Genomic DNA, 25,869 nt, shown 5'->3' with positions numbered 1-25,869 from the left:
CGAAATGGCTTTAAATCCGCTCCACGATCGTGGCAATGCCCATGCCGCCGCCCACACAGAGCGTGGCCAGGCCATAGCGCAGCTTGCGGCGGTGCAGCTCGTCGATCAGGGTGTTGAGAATCATCGCGCCGGTGGCCCCCAGCGGGTGCCCCATGGCGATGGCGCCGCCGTTGACGTTGACCTTCTCGTGTGGCACGCCCAGCTCCTTCATGAACTTCATGGGCACGGCGGCGAAAGCCTCGTTCACCTCGAACAGGTCGATCTGGTCGATCGTGAGGCCCGCCTTGGCCAGCGCCTTGCGCGCAGCGGGCATCGGGCCGGTGAGCATGATGGTGGGGTCGGCGCCACTGAGTGCTGCGGCCAGGATGCGTGCACGCGGCGTGAAGCCATGCGCCTTGCCGGCGGCCTCGGAGCCGATCAGCACCGCCGCCGCACCGTCCACGATGCCTGAGGCATTGCCCGCGTGGTGCACATGGTGGATGCGCTCCACCTGCGGGTAGCGCGCGATGGCCACGGCGTCGAAGCCCATGGCGCCCATCTGCTCGAACGAGGGCTTGAGCGCGCCCAGGCCCTCCAGCGTGGTGTGCGGCTTGATGAATTCGTCGTAGTCCAGGATGGTCTGGTCCAGGAAGTCCTTGACCGGCACCACCGAGCCGGCGAAGAAGCCGCCCTCGCGCGCCCTGGCCGCGCGCTTTTGCGATTCCAGCGCGAAGGCATCCACGTCCTCGCGCGTGAAGCCCTCCAGCGTGGCGATGAGGTCGGCGCCGATGCCCTGGGGCACGAAGGCGGTGGCGGAGTTGGTCTCCGGGTCCTGCGCCCAGGCGCCGCCGTCGGAGCCGATGGGCACGCGGCTCATGCTCTCCACGCCGCCGGCCACCACCAGGTCTTCCCAGCCCGAGCGCACCTTCTGCGCGGCCATGTTCACCGCCTCCAGGCCCGAGGCGCAGAAGCGGTTGAGCTGCACACCCGAGCAGCGGAAATCCCAGCCGGCCTTGAGCGCCGCCACCTTGGCGATGACCGAGCCCTGTTCGCTGATGGGCGAGACCACGCCCATCACCACGTCGTCCACCTGGGCGGTGTCGAAATCGTTGCGCCGCTGCAGCTCGGTCAGCACGCCGGCCAGCAGGTTCACGGGCTTGACCTCGTGCAGGCTGCCATCCTTCTTGCCCTTGCCGCGCGGCGTGCGGATGGCGTCGTATACGAAGGCTTCAGTCATGGTGCGTCTCCAAAGAAAAAGGTCGAGAGAGGAAAGGGCGGTGGGAACATTCTATTTTTCGCCAGGCGAATGCTTTGCGGAAGTGAGCGGGATCAAGTCAAGCCCGCGACAGGCCCGAGGCGGCGCGCCACCTCGTCGTGGAACCAGCTCAGCGCCTGCTCCACGCGGCCCACGGCCAGGTGCGTGTTGGCGCCGCTCTTGAGCCCGCGCTGGATGCCCACGGCGCAGTGGATGTCTTCCTTCTGGAACACGCCCTGCTCGATCAGGCGGAAGGTCTTTTCCCAATGCGGCGTCCAGTCCGGCGTGGCCTTGTCGGCCGGAATCAGCATGCGGTGGGTCCAGCGCAGCGTCTCGGGGCCGGTGGGGTAGAGCGTGATGAGGCTCAGGTAGTCGGGGTGGAAGATCGTCACCGTGTTCGGAAAGATCACCTGGCTGGGTGTGGCCAGCAGGCGCAACGCTTCCTGCGTGGCGGGCGGCTCGCCGCCCGCGGCGGCCCAGTCCTGCGCGGCACGGCGCGCCACCAGCGAGTAGATGTGCGGGCCGAAGCGCTCGCCGGCCGTGATGCCGTCGGTGAAGTAGGGGTAGATCGTGTCCTTGTGCAGCACGCGGATGTGGTACGGCTCCAGGAAGGCGTCGATGATGAGCTTCCAGTTGGCCGGGTACTCGGCCTCGATGGTGCGGAAATGGCAGAGCCGGTCGATGCCCAGGTAGGGCAGCTCGGCGTCCAGCCCGTCCAGGTAGGCGGGCAGGTCCAGGCTGCCCTGTGGATCGGGCACGACCCAGACCAGGCCGTGGCGCTCGGCGCAGGGCAGGAGCACCAGATCGCGCGCTCCGGCGGGGCAGGCGGCGCCGTCGTCGAAGGCCTCGGCGTGCAGCCGGTGGCGCAGCGGGCCGTCCAGCTTGTAAGACCAGCCGTGGTAGGGGCAGACCACGCTGGCACGTGTCTGCGCCGCGCCGGAGTCCTCCACCAGCCGCATGCCGCGGTGCCGGCACACGTTGAGAAAGCAGCGCATCGTGCCCTGCGCATCGCGCGCCAGCAGCAGCGGCACGCCGTAACCGTCATGCGCCAGCACCTGGCCGGACGCGATCTCGCTGCTGTGCGCCGCGATCAGCGGCAGCGGGCGGAACAGCGCCTGCAATTCGGCCTGCCAGACCTCGGGCGCGCAATAGCGCTGCGCCGCGATGCGGCCCTCGGCCACGGTGCTGTCCTGCCATTCGGCGCGGTGGCTGGCGATCTGCGTGCGCACCCGCTCCAGCATGGCGGCCGTGGCGGCGGGCGGGGCGGTGGCGACGGGGGCCGCAGCAGCGGCAGAGGCAGCAGGGCGCATGCGTGTCTCCGGTGGTTCTGTGGTTTCCGGGAAAGAGTGTATTCTTTTCACCAAGCAAATGCTCTGTGAAAATACCCGGCCATGCGCATCGCCGCCATTTCCGACATCCACGGCAACCTGCCCGCGTTGCGGGCCGTGCTGGACGACATTGCGCGCCGCGGCGCCGATGTGACGGTGAATTGCGGCGACATCCTCTCGGGCCCGCTGTGGCCCGCCGAGACGGCCGAGCACCTGATGGCGCTTGGCCTGCCCACCATCGCCGGCAACCACGAGCGCCAGCTGCTGCAGTGCGTGCAGCGGCGGGGCGGCACTTCAGACCAGTATGGCTACGAACACACCACGCCCGCGCAGCGCCAGTGGCTGGCCGCCTTGCCCGCCACGCTGGCACCGGCGCCCGGCGTCTACGTGTGCCACGGCCAGCCCGCCACGGATCTGGAATACCTGCTCGAAACCGTGGAGCCCGCCACCGGCTCGCGCCCCGCGCGCAGCGACGAGGTGGCTGCGCGGCTGGCCGGCAGCCCCGGCGCGCTGGCCGGGCTGGTGCTGTGCGGCCACAGCCATCTGCCGCGCACCGCCTGGATCGCCGGCAACGAGCCCGGTGCCGGCACCCTGTGCGTGAACGCCGGCAGCGTGGGCCTGCCCGCCTATGACGACGACCACGGCGGCTTTCACATCCACGAAACCGGCTCACCCCATGCGCGCTACGCGCTGTGCGAGCACGGCGCGCAGGGCTGGACGGTGGCGCTCATCGCCGTGGCCTACGACTGGGCCGCCGCCAGCGCCCAGGCCGCGCGCGCTGGCGCCGATGACTGGGCGCGCTGGCTCGCCACAGGCCGCGCCACCTCGCCCCATTGATTTCATTGACCGGAGAAACACCGATGATCGAACGCACCTTGTTCAACGCCGACCACGAGGCCTTTCGCGACGGCTTTCGCCGCTTCATGGAAAAGGAGATCGCTCCGCACCATGAGGCCTGGGAAGAGCAGGGCTATGTGGACCGCGAGGTCTGGCGCAAGGCCGGCCGCCACGGCTACCTGTGCATGACCATGCCGGGCGAGTATGGCGGCAGCGGGGCCGAGAAGCTGTATTCGGTGGTGCAGATGGAAGAGCTGGCGCGCGCCGGCTTCAGCGGCATCGGCTACGGGCTGCACAGCGAGATAGTGGCGCCCTATATCCTGCACTACGGCACCGAGGCGCAGAAGAAGAAATACCTGCCCGCGCTGGCCAGCGGCGAGATGGTGGGCGCCATCGCCATGACCGAGCCCGCCGCGGGCAGCGACCTGCAGGGCGTGAAGTCCACGGCCGTCCGGCAGCCCGACGGCAGCTACCTGCTCAACGGCAGCAAGACCTTCATCACCAACGGCTGGCACGCGGACCTGGTGATCGTGGTGGCCAAGACCAACCCCGCCGCCGGCGCCAAGGGCACCAGCCTGCTCTTGGTGGAGCGCGGCATGAAGGGCTTCGAGAAAGGCAAGCGCCTCAAGAAGCTGGGCCTGAAGGCGCAGGACACGAGCGAGCTGTTCTTCGACAACGTGCAGGTGCCGGCCGACCATCTGCTGGGCGGCGAAGCCTTCGAGAACAAGGGCTTCATCTGCCTGATGGAGCAACTGCCCTGGGAGCGCCTGCAGATCGCCATCGGCGCCGTGGCCGCGGCCCAGGCCGCCATCGACTGGACCGTGGCCTACGTGAAGGAGCGCAAGGTGTTCGGCCAGCCCGTGGCCAGCTACCAGAACACGCGCTACACCCTGGCCGAGCTGCAGACCGAGGTGCAGGTGGCGCGCGTGTTCGTGGACAAATGCTGCGAACTCATCGCCCATGACAAGCTCGATACCGCCACCGCGAGCATGGCCAAGTACTGGTGCTCCGACCTGCAATGCAAGGTGATGGACGAGTGCGTGCAGCTGCACGGCGGCTACGGCTACATGTGGGAATACCCGATCACGCGCGCCTATGCGGATGCGCGGGTGCAGCGCATCTACGGCGGCACCAACGAGATCATGAAGGAGGTGATTGCACGGGGGATCGGGCTGGGCAAGTAGAGCTATAGTCGCTCCTACTTTGCCACGCCCATCCATCCGCAACCGCCTCGTCCCGCTTGCCCTGCTGCTGGCCATCGTCGCCGGTGGCGCCCAGGCGCAATCCTCATCGCCGACGCTGCGCCGTATCCAGGAGGCCCGCGTCATCTCCATCGGCTACCGCGATGCGTCGGTTCCCTTCTCGTTCCTGGACGGGCAGCAGCGGCCCGTGGGCTACTCGATCGACCTGTGCGACAAGGTGGTCGAGGCCGTGCGCCGCAAGCTGGGCCTGCGCGACATCGAGCGACGCTGGGTGGTGGTCAACGCCGCCACGCGCATGCCGCTGGTGGCCAACGGCATGGTGGATCTGGAGTGCGGTGCCACCACCAACACCTTGGAGCGGCAGCGCCAGGTGACCTTCAGCGTCACCACCTTCGTGTCGTCGACCCGCATGCTGTCGCGCAAGTCGGCCCCGGTGGACCGCTTGGAGGACTTGCGCGGCGGGGCGGTCGTCTCCACCGTGGGCACCACCAATCTGAAGATCGTCCAGGACTTGAAGGAGCGCGGCGACATCGACTTCAACGTGCTGGCCGCGCGCGACGACAACGAGGCCTTCCGCATGGTCGAGACCGAGCGGGCCCGCGCCTACGCGATGGACGATGCGCTGCTGTATGGGCTGATGGCCGTGTCGCCTGCGCCGCAGGAGTTCATGGTGTCCACCGCGGCGCTCTCTGTGGAGCCCTACGGCATCATGCTGCGCAAGGGCGACCCGGTGTTCAAGGCGCTGGTGGACGACAGCCTGATCGCGCTCTACCGCAGTGGCGAGATCGAAGCGATCTACCGCCGCTGGTTCCTCTCGCCCATTCCGCCCAAGGGCGTCAATCTCAGGCTGCCGATGCCGGAGGCCCTCAGGAGCGTTATCGCGCGGCCTACGGACTCGGGTGACCCGGCGGCGTATCGCTAGGCGAAAGGCGGAAGCCATCGATGGTGATGCCCAGGCGTGCCATCTTCTCGTAGAACGCGGTGCGCGACACACCCAGCGCCTCGCAGGCCGCGCTGGCCCGCCCGCGGTGCTGCCGCAGGGCCTGCTCGATCAGGGCCTTTTCGATCTGGTTGATCTGCTGCGCGAGCGAAGCGGCCGGCCTGGCCGTCTCCAGGCCCAGCACGTCGCCGCCCAGGCCGAGCACGTGCCGCTCGGCCACATTGCGCAGCTCCCGCACGTTGCCGGGCCAGTCGTGCGCGGCGAGCCGCTGCAGCAGGGCGGCGGGCGTCGGGCCGGGCTCACGGCCGTGGCGCGCGGCAGCCTGCATCGAGAAATGCTCGAACAGCAGCGGGATGTCTTCGCGCCGCTCGCGCAGGGGCGGCAGGTGCAGCACGGCGACATTGAGGCGGTAATACAGGTCTGGCCGGAAGCGCCGCAGCTCCGCCTCGGCCTTCAGGTCAGACTTGGCGGCGGCGACGACGCGCACGTCCACCGGCACCTGCTCGTTGGAGCCCAGGCGTTCCAGTCGCCGCTCCTGCAGCACGCGCAGCAGCTTGACCTGCACGGCCATGGGCATGCTCTCGATCTCGTCCAGCAGCAGCGTGCCGCCGTGTGCGTGCTCGATCTTGCCCACGCGGCGGCGCGCCGCGCTGGTGAAGGCGCCGGCCTCGTGGCCGAACAGCTCGCTTTCCACCAGCGTGTCGGGCAGGCCGCCGCAGTTGAGTGCGACGAAATGCCGGGCGCGTCGCGGGCTGTGCTCGTGCAGGCAGCGGGCCACCAGCTCCTTGCCGGTGCCGGTTTCTCCGATCAGCATGACGTCGGCCGAGGTCGCGGCCAGGCTGCGCACCTGGCGGCGCAGCGCCTCCATCACGGAGGAGGGGCCCAGCAGCGTCGAGTCGATGCCGCGCCGGTCGGCCACCTGTTCGCGCAGCCTCGACACTTCGAGGCTCAAGGCCCGCTTTTCCAGGGCGCGCGTCGCGGCTTCGACGATGCGCTCCGGCGTGAACGGCTTCTCGACGAAATCGTAGGCGCCGCCCCGCATGGCATGCACGGCCATCGCGATGTCGCCGTGGGCAGTGATCAGCACCACGGGGATGGCCGCATCGACGGCCTGCACGCGCCGCAGGAGCTGGACGCCGTCCATGCCCGGCAGCCGCACGTCGCTCAGCACGATGCCGCGAAAGCCCACCGCGATGTGGGGCAATGCCTCCTCGGCTGTCGTGAAGACGTCCACCGCCAGGCCCGCGAGCTCCAGCGTCTGCGCCACGGCGCGCCGCACGGCGGGGTCGTCATCCACCAGCAATATCTTCAGTCCGTCGAACAAGTTGGCTCCTTGACAGGTTCCTCTGCCAGTGGCAGATCGAATTCAAATGTGGCGCCCACTTCCGAGTGCGCGGCACGCAGCGCGCCGCCCACCTCGTGCACGATGTGCTGCGAGATGACCAGGCCCAGGCCGATGCCTTCTCCCGCCGGCTTGGTGGTGAGGAAAGGCTCGAACAGGCGCTCGCGCACGCGCGGGTCCAGGCCCGGGCCGCTGTCGGCCACCTGCACCACCGCACGCCCGTCCACGGCATGGGCGCTCACGGTGATGCGCCGCACGGGGGCGCCGCGCAGTGCGTCCAGGGCGTTGACCAGCAGGTTCACCAGCACCTGCTCCAGCCGGGCGCCGTCGCAAACCACGCTCAGGTCCGCGGGGACGAGATCGAGCAGCGCCACCTGCTCCTCGGCCAGCCGCGCTGCGACGAGCTGCCGCGCATTCTCCACCGCGCGCGCCAGCACCACCGGCCCGAACGGCGTAGGCGACTTGCGGACAAAGGCCTTGAGCTGCGCGGTGATGCGCCCCATGCGCTCCACCAACTGCGTGATGTCTTCCAGGTTGACGGCGACGTCGCCATGGCGATGGCGCTCGAGCAGCACCCTGGCATTGCCGGCCAGCCCACGCAGCGCGGTGAGAGGCTGCCCCAGCTCGTGCGAGATGCCGGCGGACAGCTGGCCGAGCAGCGCCAGCTTGCCGGCCTGCACCAGGTCTTGCTGCGTGCGCTCCAGCTCGGCCGTGCGCTGGCGCACCTTCTGCTCGAGCTGGTCGTTGGCGCGCTGCAGGGCCTCGCGCGCGGCCAATTTTTGCGCCAGCACGCGCCGGCGCTGCGCCACCACGACGAGCAGCAGCCCCACGCTGGCCGCTGCCGCACCGCCGCCCCAGGCGGCCGTGCGCGCATCGCGCCAGACCTGGCGCGTGCTGGCCAGCACGTGCAGCCGCCAGCCCAGGCGCGTCAGCGGGCGCTGGTGGAGCAGGAACAGATCGGCCGTATGGGATGGCGCGCCCGACAGCCGCACCAGCAGCGCGCCATGCGGCAGCCTTCGCTCCAGCTGCGTCACCTGCGCCAGCGTGCGGCCTTTCCACGGCGGGGCGGCCGACAGGATGATCTGGTCGTGCTCATCGGTGACGAAGGGCCGCTCGCTGTCGTCGCGAAAGGCCGCGTCGACCCAGGTGGCCTCGGTGGGCGCCAGGCTCATGCGGATCAGCACGGCGCCCAGCTTGCGCCCGGCGCGCTCGACCACGCGGCCCAGGCACACCTCGGGGGCGCCTGTGATGCCGGCGGCGAAGTGCCGCGTCTCGCCGCCCGACAGGGTGTCGCGCACGCAGGGCGACGCCAGCGCCGTCGCGCCCAGGCGCGTGGCCGGCTCATACCAGTCGCTGGCGGCGAGGATGTGGCCCGCCATGTCCACCACCTCGGTGCTCACCATGCCCGAGCGCACCGTGAAGCGCGTCAGCCGCCGGCTCGCGGCCATGCCCAGGGACCGGGAGGCAGGCTGGAGCAGCAGGGCTTCGATGTCGCCGTCCACGTCCAGCAGGCCGGGCAGATCGTCCTGCTTGGCCAGCTCGTGTTCGAGCACCGAGGCGTACAGCTCCAACTGGCGCAAGGCGGTGTCGTCGAGCCGGTCGAAGGCCTGGCGCAGCGACCACTCGCGCGCGGCGAAGGCGGCCAGCGCGATGCCGCACAGCAGGCTCAGCGCGATGCCCCAGTAGGCCAGCGCGCGCCAGCGCCGCCGCCGGCTGGAGGCGGTGCGCGCGGGGACGGCGTGAGGCAACGGAGGCGAAAGCACGCGCCATGGTGCTAGCAAGTTGCCGCGCGGGCAAGCGCCAAGGGGCGCGGGGCGTGCAGCCTGTCCGTCCGGGCGTACAGGCGAAGGCCGGGTTTGTACGGAAAAGCGAACACGCGCCATCGGCCGCGCATGCCGCCGCGCGCTGATTTTCTCTCTGGCGACAAGGACTTGCGTGCGTCCGGGCCATGCGGCAGGGCGCTGGCACGCGCCCTGCAAAGCCATAGCGGCGGGATGAAGCTTTCTCGCCACAAACCTAGGAGACATGATGCAGATGATCAGACGAGCGGCGCCGATGCGCTGGAAGAAAACGATGTGCGCGGGCCTGGCCCTGACCTGGATGCTGGCGGCCTGTGGCGGCAGCGGCGGTGGCAGCGGCCTTGCCATAACGCCCGGCGTGCCATTGGCCACCGCGGGCCACGCCGGGGTGGTGGCCGTGTCGCACCCCTTGGCCGCGCAGGTTGGCCGCGACGTGCTGGCGGCCGGCGGCAACGCGGTGGACGCCGCGGCCGCCATCCAGTTCGCGCTGAACGTGGTGGAGCCGCAAAGCTCGGGCATCGGCGGCGGCGCCTTCATCATGGTGTGGTCGGCCAAGGACAAGAAGTCCTACGTCATCGATTCGCGCGAGCGAGCGCCGGCCGCGGCCACGCCCGGCATGTTCGGTACCCTGAGCTTCGAGGATGCCTCCACCAGCGGCATCTCGGTGGGCGTGCCCGGCACGCTGGCGGGCTGGAACACGGCCTTGGGCAAGTGGGGCACGCGCAGCCTGTCCGCGTCGCTGCAGCCGGCCATTGCGCTGGCGGACAACGGCTTCCCGGTGGGCAAGCTGCTGGCCGGCGACATCGTGAACACCAGCGATCGCGGTTTCCAGATGACCAACCTGCAGCCCGAAACCGCGGCGCTGTTCCGCCCGGGCGGCACGCCGCTCAAGGAAGGCCAGACGCTGAAGCAGCCGGACCTGGCCAAGACGCTGCGGCTGATCGCCGCGCAGGGCATCGACGTGTTCTACAAGGGCGAGATCGCCACCGCCATCGTGCAGGCGCAAAGCCGCGCCGCGACCACCGGCGCCGCGGGGGCGGCCCTCACCACGGGCAAGGCCGGGCTGATGACCCTGGCGGACCTCGCCGCCTATGCGACGGCGCAGCGCGAGCCGGTCACGGGGAGCTACCGCGGCTACGGCATCGCCACCATGCCGCCACCCTCGGGCGGCGGCATCACGGTGCTGCAGCAGCTCAAGATGCTGGAGCGCTTCCCGCTGGGCGACAAGAGCCAGGGCTTCGGCTTCGGCGACAAGAACGCGCTGCACGTGCTGATCGAAGGCATGCGCCTGTCGTTCGCCGACCGCAACTACTGGGAGGGCGATGCCGACTTCGTCAAGGTGCCCGTGGCGGGCCTGCTCGACGCCAAGTACCTCGCGCAGCGCGGCGGCCTCGTCAAGCTCGATGCGGCCCTGGCGCCCTCGGCCATCGTGCCGGGCAACCCGGTGGCCTTCCAGCCGCTGGCGGCCGTGGCCGACCCCAAGGAGGGCAACCACACGACCCATTTCGTGGTGGCCGACAAGGACGGCAACATCGTCACGGCCACCACCACGGTGGAATCGCTGTTCGGCTCCGGCATCATGGTGCCCGGCTACGGCTTCATGCTGAACAACGAGCTGACCGACTTCGACTGGCCGCCCGCACTCAACGCCGCCACCGGCAACCCCGGCGCCAACGACGTGGCCCCCTTCAAGCGCCCGCGCAGCAGCATGTCGCCCACGCTGCTGTTCAAGGGCGGCGTGCCCTTTGCGGCCCTGGGCTCGGCCGGCGGCTCCAAGATCATTAACGCGGTGGTGCAGATCACCTCCAACATGATCGACCACGGCATGAGCGTGCAGCAGGCGCTGGACGCGCCGCGCATCTCGGCGCGCAACAACGACAAGGTGTTCTGCGAGACCGGCCCCTTCACGCCCACCGGCTTCACGCCCACCCCCGCGTTCTCGGCCAGCGTCATGCAGCAACTGGACGCGATGCGCCAGCCCGCGATCGGCGTGCCGCCGTGCAGTGGCAACGAGGCCAACGGCGCCAACCTGGCGGCGCAGGCCTTGGTCATCGACCTGGCCACCGGCCTGAAGTATGGCGCGGCGGACAAGCGCCGTGAAGGGACGGTGCTGACGGTCGATTGAGGCGAGGCGCGGGCCGTGCCCCTGCGCGGCCTGCGCTTGGTGCGCTCGAAGACTAGTGCGGAGAGCTTCCTGTTTAGTTCCGTTTACCTATAGTTAAACCGCAGATACCGATAGTGAGCGAGCGACTGTTGTCGGCCAGAAGCAGTCACTATCAAAACGTCAATGCGGGCGATCAACGTTTGACTTAAGCGGACCGCGACAGGCGGCGAAGCCGGCTGGCGTGGGTCCGCTTGAAGGAAGGGTTAGACGTCACGCTTGCAGCCGTGCGAGGGCAACTGACAACTGTTCAAACTGCGCGATGGGGAACGGATACTCCGACCACTTTTCGTAGTAGCCAGACTCGCCGTGCTCTGCGAGTACGGCTGCCGCCGCAGTATGCACTGCCGTGGCGAACGTTTCCGGAGTGCAAACCGTTCGGAATAGCCGCCGGCCCTCTGAGTCGGGCCTATCGCCCCATAGTTCGCCTAGGCTAAGAATCTGAAGCTCAATCTCGTTCAATCGAGGGCTTGTTATGACCCATTGGTACTCACCAGGCTCTTCGTCGAAGCTGAAAGACAACTTGGTAAATCTCGACAGAAGAGCATGCGCGGCGAGAACCAAGTTGTGAAGTGCATCGGATAGGTACGAGGCTGTGACGGTACATGTGCTTTGGTCATCACTGAGCGTGCACTCGGCCCAGCCCACGCCGGTGAGCCTGTAGTTGATGTTCAGGGACATTGATGACGTCTAACGTTAGAGCTGAGCCGCGTGCGGAGGCAGTCGGCCCTGGCCGCGCGGAGCATCATGGACCACAGTGTAGCGCGGCCAGGGCTGGCTGCCATAGCATGTCGGCTCGAGCGAAGGGTTAGGCTGCACTGGGGGAAGAGCCAATAGGATGGCCAGAGGCCGCAGGGAGGCTACCGCAACCGGCCGAGCGCAACGACAAGTGCCCATAGGATGAGAAGGAAGACGGGCAACGCAAACCCCAGCAGTGCTTCATAGCGACGTAGCCCTTGAAGTTGATCTCGCCACCAGAGAGAGCCGGCGTAGCCTACAACTGTTGGGACGCCCACGAAGACCGCGAACCAAATGCCCAGCGTAGCTGCCCCGAACCATGTGTCGGTTAGCCAGTGAACGCAGGCGGCCAAGAGAGCAGCGTACGACACCAAGCCAATGGGCCACACCACGAGACGCGAAAGGAGGTGCATTGGGTTCATGCGAGGCTGGCGTCTTGGTCTTGGGCGCGTTGCAGGGCTCGATGGCTGCTTTGTGCCGCCTAACGTCGGACTTGACCGGCACACACGAGGTGGGCGCTGCGGCGCTGACACACTTGTGTGTCCGTGTCGAAGGACCTGCTAGACCGCATGTTCATGGTGAAACCCAATGGCTCTTGTGAATTGCGCGGCCGTTAGCGAACTCAACTGACCAAGCCTCCACCCCTTTCATGATTGGGTGCTCCCACCACAAACGGACTTGGCACGGAGCAGTGCAGGCACGCGTTGCATAGAGGGTGAATGGCACCGCACCAGTTTCGCGGACGTTTGGTTCACCAAACCGTTCGACAACCGCTTGCAATGTGTCCCCATCCAATGTGGCTTCGAACGAGCGTTCATACCGCGACGCCCAATACGAACAGCCGCTGACCAATAACACCGGAACGAGCACTGCAGCAGCGGCGACGATGACGCGGGTTTTCATGCGGTCTAACGCCGAAGCTCAGTGGGCGGCGAAGCCGTCCGCTGAAGCGCCCTGTTAGATTGCTCTGCGCCGAATACTCTGGCATGCCAGTACATATGCGGAGCCCGAAACCATGCACTGTTTTTCGGGTTCTCAAATTGCGCCAGTTGCTTCATTGGAATTTCGTACCGACTGAACAACGATAGAAGATCTCGAAGAGACGCTTCGGAGAGACGAGAACGAACGACAAGCGTGTCCTGATCCCATCGTAAGAATCCTGGAATTTCTGCCGCCCAATGGAACAAGTGCTTTTCATCAAGCTGCGACCCAAACCAAACACCGGAACAGTCAAGACGAACCATTGCAATCTAACGTAAAAATGACCAGACCACCAACACATGCGGCGAAGCCGCCTCCTGCTGTTGTGGGTCCGTGTCGATTGACTTGTTAACCATCGACCTAGCCTGGCACTAGCTAAGCGTTTACCGCGACCCGATTCTTAATGCTCCAGTCGCGAATGAGTGCAATCGCAACTGCGATACCGAGCCCTTCGGGGACGCCAAACTCACCCCGAGAAAAGGCACCAATGATCGAAAGCACCATGAAAATGTAGTTCGATAGCCACGCGTCAGCAGGTACACAACGTCTTCCTTGCACTGCGGGCACGCCAGCTTTTGGAACCCGAGGAAGGTTCTTTTCGGAAGCGCATTGAAGCGCGCTTTGCAGTGTGGACAAACCGCGTCAATTGGTGTGAGTGCCATGAAAACCCCCTCTTTGAGATGGTTAACGTTCGACGTAAGGGACTGGCCGCAGGCCAGTCCCCTTGACGGAGGGGTTAGGCCGCATTTTCGCCGAACGGGTAATAGACGATCCTGAACCGTTCGCAAGCGACCGGCATGGACGGGCTCGGGGTGCGACCAATGCGGGAGCACTCTCTTGCAGAGTAGGCCGTGTGTGCTTTACGCCAATATTGGAGCGACCCGTCTCCCTCGCCCTCTATGGCCGCGAACTCCACCGTGACCTCCGAAAATGGCGTGATGTCGACTTGAATCGTTTCAATCACGCACTTCGGCTGCCCGTCCCAGGTTGTGACCACGCTGAGATCCCCCGGCTTTGGAACCGGCATGTTCGCCGCTTCGAACGACCAAACCAGACCGGCAGTGGCCCGCTTGACTCCGCGCACAACCAGTTCTGCTAGGTGATTGGCGCTTGACTCGTTGTCGTCGAAGACGCACACTTCGTAGAACCTAGCGTCGACGTCCTCAGATTGCGTGGCCTTGAACGCGCTCCAGAACGCGCGAACGACCGGGCTCATTGGCACTGACATGTTGCAGCCTAACGTTCACGCTCAGCGGTGGGCAAAGCCATCCGCTGCAGCAAAAGGTTAGACCGCATTCGCTGTACTCCACTGCGCATTGAGCAGAGCGTACTGCAGGAGGTCGTGGTGCCGGCCCGCCCAGTACCCAGCTTCCCGCTGCCGCCCCTCTTGCAGAAACCCGAGCACCTCGAGTAAGGCCAGGGATGCCGTGTTGTCAGGGTGTACCTGCGCCTCGATTCGATTCAACTGCACCTCTCGGAAACCCCAGGTGATGATTGCCTTTAGAGCTTCTTTCACGTATCCGTGGCCCTGATGCGCCGGAGCGATTTCGTAACCGATGATGCAGGATCTCCAGTTTCGATTCCAGCGAAACAATCCGCATGTGCCGATCAGTCCTGGCTGGTCTCTCAACTCCACGGCCCAGCGTGCACCGGAAACCGGCTCTTTCCGCCAACTGGCAAACGTAGCGACCAACTTCGCGGCGCCGTCAAGATCGCGAATCGGATCCGATCCGAACCATCTCATGTACTCGGCGTCGCCATGAATTCGAAAAATATTCTCCGCATCCGATTCCACAATCTCACGCAGCGTGAGTCGGGATGTCTCCAGCGCTGGAAAATCAACCATAAGCTACCTGCGGCCTAACGTTCGACATGAGCGGCCACCAACAGATGGCGAAGCCAGCTGTTGGTGGTTCGTTCGATGGAGGGGTTAGGACGCCCTCCGCAGGGGCAACTGTCAGGCAACTTCGACCTCTGTGCTGCACGGTATGGCTCTCCGCAGAGCATCGCCAACCGGTGAGTGCGACTCCGCCCAGGCGACTATCTGACGAAGCTGCTCGGGCGAGGCGCCGTCAGCGGCGACAAGTACATGAACGCGCATATTGAGCGGACCTGCAGGAACGCTATCTCCGACTCCAAGGATCCCTCGACTGTCTGAGTCGCTGTCTACGGTGACCTCCAACTTCGTAAGGACGATGCCAAGCTGCGCAGCACGCATCGCAATGACCGTTGCGTCGCAGTTTGCGAGTGCGGCGCGCAAGAACCAACCTGGCGTTGGCGCCGTGCCGCCACCGCCTATGCCTTTGGGCATGTCGCTGACCAGGACTGCGCCGTTTGGGCCTTCAGCTTTGCATCGAAGTCCTTCCTGGATGACAGCGACAGCTGCCTTGTCTGTAGATAGTGCCTTCTCCGGATGCTCCGAGTAAAGCTTGATGACGCCTTCAATCGACTGCTGAATCTGAACGATGGTCATGGGGATCCTCCGCGACAAGGTGATAGTTGTGCACAAGCGCCCTAACGTAGAAGTGTGCAGCGGGTGCGCACATTATTGAAAAGCGCGCGGCGCTTCCGCCCGTCCGCACCAATGCCAAGTTATAGCGCATTGGCACGACAGAGTTCCGTCTTCTTGATATGCGGTGCTAAGGTTCGGATTTCTTCGCGATCATTGCGTGTGCGAGAAGAAAAATATGCTCGTTGCCATTCCGAGCGAGACATCTCCGCTTTTAGCACTTTGAGTATGCAATCGCATACGGCGTCTACTTTTTCTGAAGCGTCACCTTTTCCAAGACCTTGACTCTTGCACCCGGATTCCATGCCGCGCTGATAGCTATCGATTTGCGAATCTGTGACGTCGTTGACGGTATCTTGCGCCAAGACGTTGAACGAAATCACTAAGATAAGAAGCAGGGTGGCAATTTTCATACGCTATAACGTAATGTATCCCGCAGAACCTGCGAGATAAAACGGACGTTGCGGGATATTCTGGTCACGGGTTCCTCCTGAAAGTGGCTTCTAGCCTGGGCTTTTAGGCCATTTACTGACTAAAAACACAAATGTAAGTCGGCCATAAAACCCGGCATGCCTGTTTTGCGCTCCATACGGCTACTGGACCAAGTCCGTGAACGCGTTCGCTACCTCCACTATAGCCTCAGCACTGAGAAGGCTTACCTGTACTGGGTGCGCTTTTTTATCCGCTGGAACGGTCATGCAAAAGGTATGCGGCATCCGCGTGAGATGGGTGCGCCAGAGTGACCTGCCCCCTCTCAGCCGTACCAACCTAAAGTTCACGAAGTCCGTCAACCACCCGGAGAATGACGGATATGAAGAAGAGCAGATTCAGCGAGGAACAGATCATTGGGTTCCTGCGGCAGGCCGAGGCGGGTATGCCCATCAAGGAGCTTTGCCGCAACGTGACGCCACGTTCTACAAGTGGCGCGCCAAGTCGGCGGCATGCAGGTCTCCGAGGCCCAGCGCCTGCGTGAGCTGGAGTCAGAGAACGCCAAGCTCAAGCGGTTGCTGGCCGAGGCGCACCTGGACATGCATGCGCTCAAGAGTGTTCTGGGGGTAAAGCGCTAGCCCCACAGGCCAGACGCGAGGCGGTTGGTCGCATGGTGAGCGAACACCATTTGTCCGAACGTCGTGCGTGCCGGCTTGTGGGGCTCTCCCGCGACTGCTACCGCCACCCACCCCAGCTCGATCAGGCCACACTGGATCTGCACGAGAAGATCGTGGAGATCGCACATTTGCGTCGCCGCTTTGGCGACCGCCGTATCCACGATCTGTTGCGCCCGCAGTTTCCCGGTTTCACTCGTTGCCGGGCGATGGATGCGGGGCGACGAAAGCCGCCGCCCCTGAGCGCATCAGGGCGAGGCCCGCTTGGTGGCCTGGATGAACTCAGAATCCTTGAGCAATTGATTGACGAGCTTGCGATACAGGCTCGTATAGCGATTGACGGCCTCAGGAATCGCAACAGCACCAATAAAGGACGATGGCCAGTTGTCGCTGGCGGTCAAGGTCTTGTCATAGACCGTCTGCCCCTCGCGAACGAGCTTGAAGCGAGCCCCCAGCGTTGCGTTGCCGCGATCGGCTCCGGCCTCCACGGTGTTCTGCATCAACTGCCCGCTGACCATCGTGGCCGAGGCGGGGTCCAGGAGACCGGCGCCCGTGAGTTCCGCGCGCAAGGTTTCCTGCAGGTACTTCGCCAGGGAATCCTGGTAGGGCGAGTAGAGCGTGCTGCCCCGGATACTGACGGACAGGTCCAGGCTCTTCGGCAGGCCGGCGGCCAGCGAAAACTCGCCCACTGACAGCGGGGGCAGATTCGCGGTTCTTGCCGCCTGGATGTTGTCGGCGCTCGCGCTGGGCGGGGAGAGCTTCAGGCGTGCACAGCCTGTCAGCAGCGCCATGCTCAGCGTCATCGCGTACAGCGTGAAACGGCTCATGTTTTTCATCACAGCCAGACCTCGCATCACTGAAAGGCGGGGTCTTTGGACAAATCGTTGAGTGCCGTGCTCAGGATCTGTCGGGTCATGGTCAGCACGCCTTCCTTCAGACTATTGATTTTCACGGCGTTCCCGGGGGATGCAGCGTTGCCGACCGTCGTGTGGATTGCGTGGCGGGCTGTCTTGATGATGGTTTTGTCGCCATTCAAGTAGCGTACGGTACAGACGTAGCCGTCGGAGACTTGCGCCCCGGCCAGGCCGAAAGTGAAGCCGGCGGCCAAGCCTTTGCTGAACGCGTCGTCGGTCAGGGGGATGTTGTTGATCTTGACTTCCAGCAACGCACCGCCGGTGGCCGGCTTGTCGTCCACCGAGGCAAACAGGCCGCTCTTCTGCACCTCGCTTTTCACGGCTTCCTTCAGGAAATCCGTGGCCCTGGCATTCACCACGCCCTTGCTTTCAAAGTCGAATACGAGTTGGACCGGCGCCGGCTGCGCAGGCTTGGTGAACTCAGCGGGTTCAACGCCTTTGGTGGAGGCGTCGAGATAGTGCGAGGCGCAGCCGGTCATCAGGCTGAGTGCTGCCGCAGCGGCAGCCAATGTGATCCTGCGGGCAAAAAAGCTGCGCCCTGGGGCCTTGGTGAACGTCATCATGGTTGTTCCTGTGGGTCGGATTGACATAGAAAATCGCCGGTGAACGCCCTCCGCGCCACCGGCATTCCAAGCGTAACAGAAGGTTTTTTGGGCAAACGGGCTTGGCGTCATGCCGGACTGTCAGCGAAGAGGGTGAATGAAGGCGTTCCTCGGCATGGCGGCTGCGGCACCATGCGGAGACCTGAGACGAGCGAGTCCAGCGGACGGACGGCGTCGCCTGCTGACGCTGGGACGGCTGGAAGGGCGCAGGTTAGTCAGAGGTAGAGAACCTCGACATCGCGACTGCGAGCATGATCAAATACGGCTGCTCAGATTTGCAATGCAAGGTGTGATGAACGAGTGCGTGCAGTTGCACGGCTGCTACCGCTATTGTTCCAACTGGTTGTTGTATCGAACAGCAGGAGAGCCGCAGTTTGAATAAGACAAGCATTCGCTCCGAGCAGCCTGCGGATACCGAGGCCATCACCCGCGTGACCGAGCTGGCGTTCCAATCCGCGCCTCACAGCAGCCAGACGGAGCACTTCATCGTGCTGGCTCTGCGCCGCGCTGGGGCGCTTTCTGTCTCTCTGGTGGCGGAGAAGGGCGGCCAGGTGGTGGGGCACGCGGCGTTTTCGCCCGTGCAGATTTCCGATGGCTCGCCGGACTGGTATGGCCTGGGGCCGGTGTCGGTTCTCCCCGAACATCAGCACCAGGGCATCGGCCGGGCGCTCATCCATGAGGGACTCGCAGCGCTGCGTGCTTTGGGCGTTGCCGGGTGCGTGGTGCTGGGGGAGCCGGGCTATTACGGCCGCTTCGGGTTCAAACACCGGCCCGACTGCGTGCTGGAGGGCGTTCCGCCCGAGTATTTCCAGGTGCTGGCCTTTGGGCCGCACGTGGCGGCGGGCCGCGTGAGCTACCACGAGGCGTTCAACGCCAAGGGGTGAGGCGGCGAAGGGCAGGGCGTGGCCATCGGCGCCGCCCTGGGCGATCGCCCCTTGGTGGGTTTATTCTCTGCAGAACCAGCACATCCGTTGAAGGTTCACCATCATGCGTTCCTCCATGTCCCGCTTCATCGTCGTCGTGGCCTGCGCGGCCTCCTCCGTGGCCATTGCCGACACCCGTTCCTTTCGCTGCAAGAACGATCTGATCAAGCTGGGGGATTCCAAGGCGGCAGCCCTGTCCAAATGCGGCGAGCCGGTTTTCAAGGATTCGTTCTGCAAAAAAACGGATCCTCAAACCTTCACGCCTTCGTCATCGCCGTCGTCAAGTGGCCCCACGATCGTCGTCAACACGGCCTGCGAATCGGTCGATGAATGGACCTACAACCCGGGAACGGGCCAGTTCATGACAACGCTGAGGTTTGAATCCAGCGCTCTCACCGCCATCCGATACGGCGACCGCGTTCAGTGAGCCTGGCCGATCAGGGCCGCTCAACTTGGAGGGGCGCCCGGGTGGGGCTATAGTCCGGCCCATTGTCCCGTCCCTGCTGGGTTCATTCGTTCACGACCACCCCTCGCCCCGCCATGGCCTCCACCACCCCCCGCTACTGGCTCATGAAATCCGAGCCCGAAGAATGCTCGATTGACGACGCCCTGGCGGCGCCGAAGGCCACGGTGCCCTGGGTGGGCGTGCGCAACTACCAGGCGCGCAACTTCATGCGCGATGGCATGCGGGTGGGCGATGGCGTGCTGTTCTACCACTCCAGTTGCGCCGAGCCGGGCATCGTGGGCATTGCGCGCGTGGCCTCGGGCGTGCGGGCGGACCCGACGCAGTTCGACGCGAAGTCTCCGTACTACGACGCGGCCTCCAAGCTCGATGCGCCGCGCTGGCTGCTGGTGGACGTGCAGGCGCTGCGCAAGACGCGCGTGCTGGGCCTGCCCGAGCTGCGCGGCGTGCCGGCGCTGGCCGACATGATGGTGCTGCGCAAGGGCAACCGGCTGTCGATCACACCGGTGGATGCGGCGCACTGGCGGCTGATTGCCGACGGGCTGCTGGCCTGAAGGGCTGACGCCGGGCGAATCGGTTTGCTATGAATTCGATAGCTGCCAATGACAGCGGGACGCGGACATCGGGGCGATTCTTCTTTGAATTCCTGCCCAATCACGCCGCCGGGCTCGCTTCGGCCGCGCCGTAGCGCTGCAGCACCTCGTGGTGCGCGCGCGGGTAGGCGGGCGGCAGCTGCGACCAGATCAGCAGGAACTCGCGGGCGCACCAGGGGATGCCGGGGCCGGCATCGGCCGGCGGCGGCTCGGGGGCGCGGTAGGACAGCGTGACGTGGGGCTGCAGATGCGGCGCCATGAGAAGGCCGGCCTGGCCCAGAGCGGCGCGCATGCGCTCGTGCAGCGCCTGCAGCCCGGCGTTCGGCCGCGCGAGCAGCACCGCGGTCTGGCGATGCCAGAGCTGCGGCTTGTCCAGCACGAGGTCGAGCGGCGCCATGGGGACGCCGCGCAGGGCGGCGCGCAGCGGCTCCACCTCGCTGCCGGGAAAGCCGTCCCAGCATTGCAGCGTGAGATGCAGGCGGGGCGCGGTGGTCCAGCGGCGCCAGCTCGGCCAGCCGGTGTCCACGCGGAAGCGGTCGATCGCGGCCTGCACGCCGGGGTCGGGCTTGAGGCAGATCAGGATGCGCAGCGCGGGCGGGTAGGGCGGGGGCATGGCGGCTCCTTGGCTGGGGCACTCAATGGAAATCCCGGCTCTTGCCGCTCTGGCCTCCCAGGCGGCCGAGCAGCGGCGTCAAATCGAGCAGGCGGTGGGCGATCAGGTGGCAGACTTGGCCGCCGCGGTCTGCGCTGCGTGGCTGTCCGTCCAGCGGCTGTTCATCCCACTGCGAGCCATCGCGCTGCGGGTCATCCCGCTGCCAGATGCCGCGCACGGCCAGCAGGCGCGACTTGAGCAGGGCCTCGCGCTGCTGCTCGCGCACATGCCGCCAGACGATCACGTTGACGGGGCCGGTCTCGTCCTCCAGCGTGACGAAGATGGTGCCCTTCGCCGTCTGCGGCTGCTGGCGCACGGTGACGAGGCCGCAGGCGCTGGCCCAGCGTCCGTGCGGCAGGGCCTTGAGTTCGTCGGCATTGAGCAGGCCCCGGCGCGCGAGCTTCGGGCGCAGCAGGGCCAGCGGGTGGCGGCGCAGCGTGAGGCCGGTGGCGGCGTAGTCGAAGGTGATTTCCTCGGCCTCGGGCGCGGGCGCCAGCCACAGCGCCTCTTCGTTCACCGGCGCGCCGCGCAGCAGGGCCGGCGCGCGGTGCTGGGCCGCGGCGTCCCAGACCTGCTGGCGGCGGTGGCCCGAGAGCGATTGCAGCGCGTCGGCCGCGGCCAGCGCGTCGAGGTCACGTGCGTCGAGCTGGGCGCGCTGGCCCAGGTCTTCGGTGCTGGTGAACGGGGCCTGGGCGCGCGCGGCGGGCACGCGCTGGGCGGCTTCCTTGCCGAGGCGGCCCACCAGGCGCAGGCCCAGGCGCACGGCCACGCCGCGTGCGGTGGCGGTGGCGGCCGTGGGCGCGGTCTCCAGCGTGCAGTCCCAGTCGCTGTGCGAGACGTCGGCGGGCAGCACCTGAACGCCGTGGCGTTGGGCGTCCTGGATCAGTTGCGACGGGGTGTAGAAACCCATGGGCTGCGAGTTGAGCAGGGCGGCGAGAAAGCATTCGGGCTCGTGGCGCTTGAGCCAGCTGCTCTCGTAGGCCAGCAGGGCAAAGCTGTAGGCGTGGCTCTCGGGAAAGCCGTATTCGCCGAAGCCCTGGATCTGCTGGAAGATGCGCTGGGCGAATTCGAGCGTGTAGCCGCGCGCCAGCATGCCGTCGATGAGCCGGGGCCCGAAGCGCTTGACGTCGCCGGTGCGCTTCCAGGCCGCCATGCCGCGGCGCAGGGCGTCGGCCTCGGTGGCGCTGAAGCCGGCCGCGATCATGGCGATCTCCATCACCTGCTCCTGGAAGATGGGGATGCCCAGCGTGCGCTCCAGCGCCTTCTGCAGGCGCGGCGGCTCGGCGGCGCTTTCGAGCGAAGAGCGCTCGTACTCGATGGCCAGGTTCTGCTCCTTGCGCCTGCGCGCTTGCAGATAGGGATGGACCATGCCGCCCGAGATCGGGCCGGGCCGCACGATGGCCACTTCCACCACGAGGTCGTAGAAGATCCGGGGCTTCAGGCGCGGCAGCATGGACATCTGCGCGCGGCTTTCGATCTGGAACACGCCCACGGTGTCGGCGCGGCAGATCATGTCGTAAGTCTCTTCATCTTCCGCGCCGATGTCGTAGCGCGTGAACGATTGGCCCCGGCGCTGGCTCACGAAATCGAGGCAGCGGCGGATGGCGCTGAGCATGCCCAGCGCCAGCACGTCCACCTTCATGAGGCCCATGTCTTCGAGATCGTCCTTGTCCCACTGGATGACGGAGCGATCAACCATGGAGGCGTTCTCCACCGGCACCAGGCGCGTGAGCCGGGTCTGCGTGAGCACGAAGCCGCCCACATGCTGGCTCAGGTGGCGCGGAAAGCCGATGAGCTGGTGGGTCAGCTCGACCCAGAGCTGCGCCTGGCGCGCGTCGAGCGGCGTGCCGGCCTGCTGCGCGAGTGTGGCCAGGCGCTGCGAGGCCAGGGCGTCGTCGAACCACTGGTGGTCCTTGGTGCAGGCGTCGATCAGCGGCTCGTCCAGGCCCAGGGCCTTGCCCACATCGCGGATGGCGCTGCGCGTGCGGTAGCCGATCACCACGGCCGCGATGGCGGCGCGCTCGCGGCCGTACTTGGCGTAGATGTACTGGATCACCTCTTCGCGCCGCTCGTGCTCGAAGTCCACGTCGATGTCGGGCGGCTCGTTGCGCCGGTCTTCGCTGATGAAGCGCTCCAGCAGCGGGTTCGAATGCATCGGGTCGGCCGCCGTGACGCCCAGGCAGTAGCAGACCACCGAGTTGGCGGCCGAGCCGCGGCCCTGGCAGAGGATGTGCTTGCTGCGGGCGAAGCGCACGATGTCGTGCACGGTGAGAAAGAACATCTCGTATTGGCAGGTGGCGATGAGGGCCAGCTCTTTCTCCAGCCAGGCATTCACCTGGGCCGGCACGCCTCGCGGGTAGCGCTCGGCCGCGCCCTTGAACGCCAACTGGCGCAGCGCCTGCGCGGGCGTGAGGCCGGCGGGCACGGTCTCCAGCGGGTAGTCGTAGCGGATCGATTTCAGGTCGAAGCCGCCGCAGTGGCGCGCCACTTCCAGCGTGGCCTCCAGCAGCTCGGGCGGGTAGGTCTCGGCCAGCCGCAGGCGCGTGCGCAAATGGCGCTCGGCGTTGGGCTGCAGCGCGAAGCCGCAGTCGGCCACGGGGCGGCCCACGCGCACGGCGGTGATCACGTCCTGCAGCCGCTTGCGCGAGCGCTTGTGCATGTGCACGTCGCCGGCGGCCACCAGGGGCACGCCGCAGCGCGCGCCGGCCTCTTGCAGCGTGGCCAGCCAGAGGTCGTCGTCCAGGCCGTGCAGCAGTTCCGCGGCCAGCCACAGGTTTTGAGAGGGAAAAAGGCCCGATGTCCGCGTCAGGCGGTCGCAGAATGCTTCCAAATCGATAGCGCCGCCAGGCGGGCGCCCGGGCGCGAACAGGATCTCGCAGCCCGCCAGCAGGCTGAAATCGCTGTGCTCCCAGCCCACGCGGTACTCGCCCTTGGCCGCATCGCCGGTGCGCGCTGCGGTGATGAACTCGCACAGGCCGCCCCAGCCGCCCAGGTCGCGCGCCAGGGCGATGAGGCGGCCGCCTTCGAGCGCGAACTCGCTGCCGTAGAGCAGCGTGAAGGGGCGCAGCCGCCGCTGCGCGGGGTCTTGCGCTTCGAGCTGCCGGATGCGCTCCAGGTGCCGGTTCAGGCCCGACCAGGCCCGCACCACGCCGGCCACCGAGCATTCGTCGGTGAGGGCCAGCGCCTCGTAGCCGAGGTTGTAGGCGCGCTGCACCAGTTCCCACGGGTGTGAGGCGCCGCGCTGGAAGCTGAAGTTGCTCAAGGCATGCAGCTCGGCATAGCGCGGCAGGCGGTCCGGGCCGCTGGAGAGCACCGGCGGCAGCTCGTCCTCGTCGTCGCGCGTGTCGGGCTGCGGCTTGTCGTGCGCTTCAGGCATACAGGCCTTGCAGGTACCAGCGGAACGAGGCCGCCCGCTCCAGCCCCCCGGGCGGCGCGTGCTCGCGGTAGATCCAGACCAGGCCCGCCGTGTCGCTGCGCGCGATGAAGTAGTCGCGCCGCGCCGCGCGGCCGGCCTCCCACCAGCCGGTTTCCACGCGGTACAGCCGCGTCAGCCGGCGCAGCGGGGCACCGCCGTGGTGAGGGCGGTCCTGGTGCACCTCCAGCGGCAGCGGCTCGGGCAGCAGCCAGGCGGGGTACAGGGCATCGGCCGCGCCCGGCGGGGGCGGCCCGGCCGGGCGGCGCGGCGGCGGGCGGGCAGCGGGCGCCAGGCCCTGCACCGCGTCCGGCACGGCCACGCGGGGCAGCATCTCCTGCGCCGGCCGCCACTGCTGCATGCGCTCGGGCCGGTGGTCGGCCCGGGCCTGGGGCACCACCACGCTGTGGGCGCCCAGCCGTGCGCTCAGGCGCTCGACGAGCTGGTGCAGCTTGTCGCCCGGGGCGTTGTCTTCGGGCAGGAAGCCGTGGCTGGCGCCGGCCCAGGGCGCGGTCTCCAGCGAGCGCAGGCGCAGGTGGCTGGCCGGGGCCGAGAGGCGGGCGCGGGCCAGGTGCTCGCCCAGCAGGCGGCGCAGGTGGGCCATGTCCTGCGCCGGCTGGGTGGTGCGCACCAGCAGTTGCTCGTGCGGCGGCAGGGGCTGGCCGTTCAGGCGGCGCAGGTCGAGCGTCCATTCGAGTTCCAGCGCCAGCACGCCGCGCTGGCGCGCGCGCAGCCACGCCTGCAGCTGCGCCAGCAGGCGCTGGGCGGCCCACAGCAGCTCAGGCGTGCTGGTGGCCAGGGCCGGCAGCTCCAGCTTCAGGTCGAACACCTCGGGCAGGGTGAGCCAGGGGTAGCGCTCGGGCCGCTCGCCCCAGGCCGCGTCCAGCGCGTCGAGCAGGGCCGCGCCGAAGCGCCGCGCCACGCCGCCGCGCGGCAGCGCGCGCAGCTCGCCCCAGGTGCGGCAGCCGGTGCGCGCCAGCGTGTCCAGGTGCTCGCGCGCGGCGCTCAGCGTGTCCAGCGGCAGGGCGGCGGGCAGTGCTGGCGGCGCGGGCTCCTGCCGGCGCTTCAGGCGCAGCAAGGCCAGTGCTATCAAAGATGTAGCGCCCTGTGACCAGGTGGCGCGGACATCGGGCAGATTTGACTGCAAAAACCGGCGCAGCAGGCGTTGCTGGCCGCCGAACAGCCGCTCGCTGCCCGAGATGTCGAGCAGCAGGGCTTCGTCCACCTGCGCCACGCGCGGCGTGAACTGCAGCGCGCGCCAGCCCCAGGCGGCGCGCTCGTCCTCATGCGAGGGCTGCAGCGCGATCCAGGGCATGGGGCCTCCGGTTCAAGGGGGTGATGTGGGCGGGCGGCGGCGCAGGGCTGCGGCTCCTGCGCGCGGCCAGCAGGGCTGCCAAGCGTTCGGGGCCGGCCGGCAGCACCACCGGCGTCTCCAGCGGCGGCCCGCGCCGCTTGAGGATATGCACGTGCAGCGCCTCGGCGCCGTCGAGCAGCAGGCGCAGGCGCGCGGGCGACGATTCCTGGCAGGCGGCGGGCGTGCGGAACACGAACAGCAGCCGTCGGTGCTGCTGCGCCGCCAGCTGCAGGCGGCGCAATTCGCTGCTGCGGGCCTGCGGCAGCCAGGCCAGCACCGCCGCCACCTCGGCGCAGCGCAGCGCCTGCTCGGCGGCCCACAGGCGTGCCGCGGGCCTGTCGGTGCGCACGCACAGCAGCCGTTCGCCGGGCAGCCCCTGGGCGTGCAGGCTGGGGCCGAACGGGTCGTGAGGCGCGCCCACCAGCACCAGCGGCCCGGCCTGGCTGGCCAGGGCCTGGCTCAAGCCGGGCGACAGCAGCCGCCAGGCATGGGCCCCGGCCTGTTCCTGCAGCAGCTCGACCATGCCATCGAGCGGCCAGCCGCCGCCGGGCAACTGCCGGTCCAGCGCCTCGTGCCCGGTGGGCACGCAGGCATCGCCCGCCCGCGCCAGCGCCTCGCCCCGCCAGACATGGGCCGACAGGCCGCCCGGGAGGGCGGCCACGTGGCGTGGGGCGGAGGCGGCGGGCATGGGTGGCGTTGGGAAGATTTGAAAGACTGTTTGTTTATACAGTATTTGGGTGGACGCAGGAATGCCCATGGCGGTGGTGGCGCTTTTACTGTCC

The 25,869-nt window shown here is 67.0% G+C and carries 24 protein-coding genes and 1 pseudogene; 9 read left to right on the top strand and 16 right to left on the bottom strand.

Annotated features, from left to right (window positions below):
- Positions 1-10: 10 nt before the first annotated feature.
- On the bottom strand, positions 11-1,216 hold the full coding sequence (locus MMF98_RS09895; RefSeq protein ID WP_243306109.1) for an acetyl-CoA C-acetyltransferase: 1,206 nt from the start codon (positions 1,214-1,216) through the stop codon (positions 11-13).
- Between the two features lie 92 nt (positions 1,217-1,308).
- Positions 1,309-2,544 (bottom strand): aromatic ring-hydroxylating oxygenase subunit alpha, encoded by a 1,236-nt coding sequence (locus MMF98_RS09890; protein ID WP_243306108.1) that lies wholly within the window; start codon positions 2,542-2,544, stop codon positions 1,309-1,311.
- An 81-nt stretch (positions 2,545-2,625) separates the two neighbouring features.
- On the opposite strand from MMF98_RS09890, the gene MMF98_RS09885 reads away from it, so the two are divergent.
- Genes MMF98_RS09885 through MMF98_RS09875 form a run of 3 tightly spaced genes read left to right on the top strand, consistent with a single transcriptional unit; the run spans position 2,626 to position 5,523 of the window.
- Positions 2,626-3,399, top strand: coding sequence for a metallophosphoesterase family protein (locus MMF98_RS09885; RefSeq protein ID WP_243306107.1), 774 nt, complete (start codon positions 2,626-2,628; stop codon positions 3,397-3,399).
- Positions 3,400-3,422: 23 nt separating this feature from the next.
- Positions 3,423-4,583: an acyl-CoA dehydrogenase family protein gene (locus tag MMF98_RS09880; protein ID WP_243306106.1), complete on the top strand. Its 1,161-nt coding sequence runs from the start codon at positions 3,423-3,425 to the stop codon at positions 4,581-4,583.
- A 19-nt stretch (positions 4,584-4,602) separates the two neighbouring features.
- Complete coding sequence (locus MMF98_RS09875) at positions 4,603-5,523, top strand: amino acid ABC transporter substrate-binding protein (RefSeq protein ID WP_243306105.1); 921 nt, start codon at positions 4,603-4,605, stop codon at positions 5,521-5,523.
- On the opposite strand, the gene MMF98_RS09870 is transcribed toward MMF98_RS09875, so the two are convergent.
- Both MMF98_RS09870 and MMF98_RS09865 read right to left on the bottom strand, forming a co-directional pair.
- Positions 5,489-6,865, bottom strand: coding sequence for a sigma-54-dependent transcriptional regulator (locus tag MMF98_RS09870; RefSeq protein ID WP_243306104.1), 1,377 nt, complete (start codon positions 6,863-6,865; stop codon positions 5,489-5,491). The two genes, MMF98_RS09875 and MMF98_RS09870, sit on opposite strands and share 35 nt — an antisense overlap.
- On the bottom strand, positions 6,850-8,631 hold the full coding sequence (locus tag MMF98_RS09865) for a sensor histidine kinase (RefSeq protein WP_243306103.1): 1,782 nt from the start codon (positions 8,629-8,631) through the stop codon (positions 6,850-6,852). Before MMF98_RS09865 ends, MMF98_RS09870 begins: the two co-directional genes overlap by 16 nt.
- Positions 8,632-8,908: 277 nt before the next feature.
- Here MMF98_RS09865 and ggt point away from each other — a divergent pair, with 277 nt between their 5' ends.
- Entirely contained in the window at positions 8,909-10,807 is a 1,899-nt protein-coding gene (gene ggt / locus MMF98_RS09860) for a gamma-glutamyltransferase (protein ID WP_243306102.1), read from the top strand.
- Positions 10,808-11,056: 249 nt separating this feature from the next.
- Here the strand turns inward: ggt and MMF98_RS09855 are convergent, their stop codons facing one another.
- The 6 genes from MMF98_RS09855 to MMF98_RS09830 form a co-directional block, all read right to left on the bottom strand.
- Positions 11,057-11,524 (bottom strand): hypothetical protein, encoded by a 468-nt coding sequence (locus MMF98_RS09855; protein WP_243306101.1) that lies wholly within the window; start codon positions 11,522-11,524, stop codon positions 11,057-11,059.
- 630 nt (positions 11,525-12,154) lie between these two features.
- Entirely contained in the window at positions 12,155-12,484 is a 330-nt protein-coding gene (locus MMF98_RS09850) for a hypothetical protein (protein WP_243306100.1), read from the bottom strand.
- Between the two features lie 814 nt (positions 12,485-13,298).
- On the bottom strand, positions 13,299-13,778 hold the full coding sequence (locus MMF98_RS09845) for an ASCH domain-containing protein (protein ID WP_243306099.1): 480 nt from the start codon (positions 13,776-13,778) through the stop codon (positions 13,299-13,301).
- 69 nt (positions 13,779-13,847) lie between these two features.
- Positions 13,848-14,408: a GNAT family N-acetyltransferase gene (locus MMF98_RS09840; RefSeq protein ID WP_243306098.1), complete on the bottom strand. Its 561-nt coding sequence runs from the start codon at positions 14,406-14,408 to the stop codon at positions 13,848-13,850.
- A 111-nt stretch (positions 14,409-14,519) separates the two neighbouring features.
- Positions 14,520-15,035 carry an OsmC family protein gene (locus MMF98_RS09835; RefSeq protein WP_243306097.1) on the bottom strand — a complete coding sequence of 172 codons (516 nt, stop codon included), beginning with the start codon at positions 15,033-15,035 and terminating at the stop codon, positions 14,520-14,522.
- A 119-nt stretch (positions 15,036-15,154) separates the two neighbouring features.
- On the bottom strand, positions 15,155-15,484 hold the full coding sequence (locus MMF98_RS09830) for a hypothetical protein (RefSeq protein ID WP_243306096.1): 330 nt from the start codon (positions 15,482-15,484) through the stop codon (positions 15,155-15,157).
- A gap of 156 nt (positions 15,485-15,640) precedes the next feature.
- Here MMF98_RS09830 and MMF98_RS09825 point away from each other — a divergent pair, with 156 nt between their 5' ends.
- Positions 15,641-15,814 carry a phage integrase N-terminal SAM-like domain-containing protein gene (locus MMF98_RS09825; RefSeq protein WP_279343555.1) on the top strand — a complete coding sequence of 58 codons (174 nt, stop codon included), beginning with the start codon at positions 15,641-15,643 and terminating at the stop codon, positions 15,812-15,814.
- 68 nt (positions 15,815-15,882) lie between these two features.
- Positions 15,883-16,257: pseudogene (locus MMF98_RS09820) on the top strand (transposase); the annotation flags it as partial.
- Positions 16,258-16,422: 165 nt separating this feature from the next.
- On the opposite strand, the gene MMF98_RS09815 reads toward MMF98_RS09820, so the two are convergent.
- Both MMF98_RS09815 and MMF98_RS09810 read right to left on the bottom strand, forming a co-directional pair.
- Positions 16,423-17,001, bottom strand: coding sequence for a YajG family lipoprotein (locus tag MMF98_RS09815; protein WP_243307413.1), 579 nt, complete (start codon positions 16,999-17,001; stop codon positions 16,423-16,425).
- 26 nt (positions 17,002-17,027) lie between these two features.
- Positions 17,028-17,651, bottom strand: a complete 624-nt coding sequence (locus MMF98_RS09810) for a hypothetical protein (RefSeq protein WP_243306095.1) — start codon at positions 17,649-17,651, stop codon at positions 17,028-17,030.
- Positions 17,652-18,064: 413 nt separating this feature from the next.
- Between MMF98_RS09810 and MMF98_RS09805 the strand changes: the two genes are divergently transcribed.
- From MMF98_RS09805 to MMF98_RS09795, 3 genes are all read left to right on the top strand, one after another.
- On the top strand, positions 18,065-18,574 hold the full coding sequence (locus MMF98_RS09805) for a GNAT family N-acetyltransferase (protein WP_243306094.1): 510 nt from the start codon (positions 18,065-18,067) through the stop codon (positions 18,572-18,574).
- A 115-nt stretch (positions 18,575-18,689) separates the two neighbouring features.
- Positions 18,690-19,040 (top strand): DUF2845 domain-containing protein, encoded by a 351-nt coding sequence (locus tag MMF98_RS09800; RefSeq protein WP_243306093.1) that lies wholly within the window; start codon positions 18,690-18,692, stop codon positions 19,038-19,040.
- Between the two features lie 113 nt (positions 19,041-19,153).
- Complete coding sequence (locus MMF98_RS09795; RefSeq protein WP_243306092.1) at positions 19,154-19,630, top strand: EVE domain-containing protein; 477 nt, start codon at positions 19,154-19,156, stop codon at positions 19,628-19,630.
- Between the two features lie 100 nt (positions 19,631-19,730).
- Here the strand turns inward: MMF98_RS09795 and MMF98_RS09790 are convergent, their stop codons facing one another.
- The 4 genes from MMF98_RS09790 to imuA are packed head-to-tail and all read right to left on the bottom strand — an operon-like array spanning position 19,731 to position 25,775.
- Positions 19,731-20,282 carry a 2'-5' RNA ligase family protein gene (locus tag MMF98_RS09790; RefSeq protein ID WP_243306091.1) on the bottom strand — a complete coding sequence of 184 codons (552 nt, stop codon included), beginning with the start codon at positions 20,280-20,282 and terminating at the stop codon, positions 19,731-19,733.
- A gap of 22 nt (positions 20,283-20,304) precedes the next feature.
- Positions 20,305-23,697: an error-prone DNA polymerase gene (locus MMF98_RS09785; RefSeq protein WP_243306090.1), complete on the bottom strand. Its 3,393-nt coding sequence runs from the start codon at positions 23,695-23,697 to the stop codon at positions 20,305-20,307.
- Complete coding sequence (locus MMF98_RS09780) at positions 23,690-25,048, bottom strand: DNA polymerase Y subunit UmuC family protein (RefSeq protein ID WP_243306089.1); 1,359 nt, start codon at positions 25,046-25,048, stop codon at positions 23,690-23,692. Before MMF98_RS09780 ends, MMF98_RS09785 begins: the two co-directional genes overlap by 8 nt.
- Positions 25,017-25,775: a translesion DNA synthesis-associated protein ImuA gene (gene imuA, locus MMF98_RS09775; protein WP_243306088.1), complete on the bottom strand. Its 759-nt coding sequence runs from the start codon at positions 25,773-25,775 to the stop codon at positions 25,017-25,019. Before imuA ends, MMF98_RS09780 begins: the two co-directional genes overlap by 32 nt.
- Positions 25,776-25,869: the final 94 nt, after the last annotated feature.

The sequence above is a fragment of the Variovorax terrae genome (assembly GCF_022809125.1).
GTDB classification, from domain to species: Bacteria; Pseudomonadota; Gammaproteobacteria; order Burkholderiales; family Burkholderiaceae_C; genus Variovorax_A; species Variovorax_A terrae.
The sequence above is the reverse complement of the archived record's forward strand: the minus strand, read 5'-3'. Positions and strand labels throughout refer to the sequence as shown.

What these genes read in the sequence shown, in the direction of transcription:
- MMF98_RS09890 (WP_243306108.1), bottom strand. Translation starts at nt 2,544, where the DNA reads ATGCGCCCTGCTGCCTCTGCCGCTGCTGCGGCCCCCGTCGCCACCGCC.
- MMF98_RS09790 (WP_243306091.1), bottom strand. Translation starts at nt 20,282, where the DNA reads ATGCCCCCGCCCTACCCGCCCGCGCTGCGCATCCTGATCTGCCTCAAG.
- MMF98_RS09810 (WP_243306095.1), bottom strand. Translation starts at nt 17,651, where the DNA reads ATGATGACGTTCACCAAGGCCCCAGGGCGCAGCTTTTTTGCCCGCAGG.
- MMF98_RS09795 (WP_243306092.1), top strand. Translation starts at nt 19,154, where the DNA reads ATGGCCTCCACCACCCCCCGCTACTGGCTCATGAAATCCGAGCCCGAA.
- MMF98_RS09855 (WP_243306101.1), bottom strand. Translation starts at nt 11,524, where the DNA reads ATGTCCCTGAACATCAACTACAGGCTCACCGGCGTGGGCTGGGCCGAG.
- MMF98_RS09815 (WP_243307413.1), bottom strand. Translation starts at nt 17,001, where the DNA reads ATGAGCCGTTTCACGCTGTACGCGATGACGCTGAGCATGGCGCTGCTG.
- imuA (WP_243306088.1), bottom strand. Translation starts at nt 25,775, where the DNA reads ATGCCCGCCGCCTCCGCCCCACGCCACGTGGCCGCCCTCCCGGGCGGC.
- MMF98_RS09780 (WP_243306089.1), bottom strand. Translation starts at nt 25,048, where the DNA reads ATGCCCTGGATCGCGCTGCAGCCCTCGCATGAGGACGAGCGCGCCGCC.
- MMF98_RS09835 (WP_243306097.1), bottom strand. Translation starts at nt 15,035, where the DNA reads ATGACCATCGTTCAGATTCAGCAGTCGATTGAAGGCGTCATCAAGCTT.
- MMF98_RS09840 (WP_243306098.1), bottom strand. Translation starts at nt 14,408, where the DNA reads ATGGTTGATTTTCCAGCGCTGGAGACATCCCGACTCACGCTGCGTGAG.
- MMF98_RS09845 (WP_243306099.1), bottom strand. Translation starts at nt 13,778, where the DNA reads ATGAGCCCGGTCGTTCGCGCGTTCTGGAGCGCGTTCAAGGCCACGCAA.
- MMF98_RS09830 (WP_243306096.1), bottom strand. Translation starts at nt 15,484, where the DNA reads ATGAAAATTGCCACCCTGCTTCTTATCTTAGTGATTTCGTTCAACGTC.
- ggt (WP_243306102.1), top strand. Translation starts at nt 8,909, where the DNA reads ATGATGCAGATGATCAGACGAGCGGCGCCGATGCGCTGGAAGAAAACG.
- MMF98_RS09885 (WP_243306107.1), top strand. Translation starts at nt 2,626, where the DNA reads ATGCGCATCGCCGCCATTTCCGACATCCACGGCAACCTGCCCGCGTTG.
- MMF98_RS09850 (WP_243306100.1), bottom strand. Translation starts at nt 12,484, where the DNA reads ATGAAAACCCGCGTCATCGTCGCCGCTGCTGCAGTGCTCGTTCCGGTG.
- MMF98_RS09785 (WP_243306090.1), bottom strand. Translation starts at nt 23,697, where the DNA reads ATGCCTGAAGCGCACGACAAGCCGCAGCCCGACACGCGCGACGACGAG.
- MMF98_RS09895 (WP_243306109.1), bottom strand. Translation starts at nt 1,216, where the DNA reads ATGACTGAAGCCTTCGTATACGACGCCATCCGCACGCCGCGCGGCAAG.
- MMF98_RS09800 (WP_243306093.1), top strand. Translation starts at nt 18,690, where the DNA reads ATGTCCCGCTTCATCGTCGTCGTGGCCTGCGCGGCCTCCTCCGTGGCC.
- MMF98_RS09825 (WP_279343555.1), top strand. Translation starts at nt 15,641, where the DNA reads ATGCCTGTTTTGCGCTCCATACGGCTACTGGACCAAGTCCGTGAACGC.
- MMF98_RS09880 (WP_243306106.1), top strand. Translation starts at nt 3,423, where the DNA reads ATGATCGAACGCACCTTGTTCAACGCCGACCACGAGGCCTTTCGCGAC.